This is a genomic window from Paraburkholderia sp. Ac-20347 (genome assembly GCF_017104805.1).
In the GTDB taxonomy this organism is placed as follows: Bacteria; Pseudomonadota; Gammaproteobacteria; order Burkholderiales; family Burkholderiaceae; genus Paraburkholderia; species Paraburkholderia tropica.
In genome coordinates, this window is the sequence record NZ_JAAGPN010000624.1 from 1 (window position 1) to 885 (window position 885).

At 61.9% G+C, this 885-nt stretch carries 1 protein-coding gene; it reads right to left on the minus strand.

Annotated elements, in window-relative coordinates; all coding sequences use genetic code 11:
- A partial coding sequence (locus tag G3N97_RS40280; protein ID WP_205998036.1) for an aldehyde dehydrogenase family protein occupies positions 1–885 on the minus strand: 885 nt, incomplete at both ends.

Sequence of the window (885 nt, forward strand, 5' to 3'; positions counted from 1 at the left end):
GGTCGCCGATGCCGCCGTGCGACGAAGGCGTATTCACGAGCACACGCGACGTCTTCAAACGTTTGCCGAACAGCGCGACGCGATCACGCTGATTGTCCTGATCCGTATACAGCACCGACGTGTGGCCAATGCCGCCGAGCTCGACGAGCGCTTCAGCAATTTCCACTGCGTGAGCGAAGTCGCGCGCGCGATACATGGCGAGCGTAGGCGACAGTTTCTCGTGGGCAAATGGTTCGTCTTCGCCGTATGACGTGACTTCAGCAATCAGGATCTTCGTATTCTCGGGCACGCTTACGCCCGCGATATCCGCAATGGTCACTGCCGATTGCCCGACGATATCGCCGTTGAGCCGACCGCCGACGATCAGGAAAGTGCCGACCGCGCCCGCTTCTTCCGGCGACAGCACATACGCGCCTGACTTCGCGAAGCGCTCGCGCACCGCGTCATAGATTTCATCCACGACGATCACCGATTGCTCCGACGCGCACACCACGCCGTTGTCGAATGTCTTCGACATCAGGATCGAAGCGACCGCGCGCTTGATGTCGCTGGTTTCGTCGATGACGGCAGGCGTATTGCCCGCGCCCACACCAATGGCCGGTTTGCCCGACGAATACGCGGCCTTCACCATGCCGGGGCCGCCCGTCGCGAGAATCAGGTTGATGTCGTCGTGCGTCATCAGATGATCGGACAGTTCGGCAGTCGGCGCATCGATCCAGCCGATGATATCGGCGGGTGCGCCTGCTGCAACCGCGCCGGCGAGCACGATGCGCGCGGCTTCACAGGTCGAGCGTCGCGCACGCGGATGCGGGCTGAAAATAATACCGTTGCGCGTCTTCAGCGCAATCAGCGCCTTGAAGATCGCCGTGGAGGTGGGATTCGTGG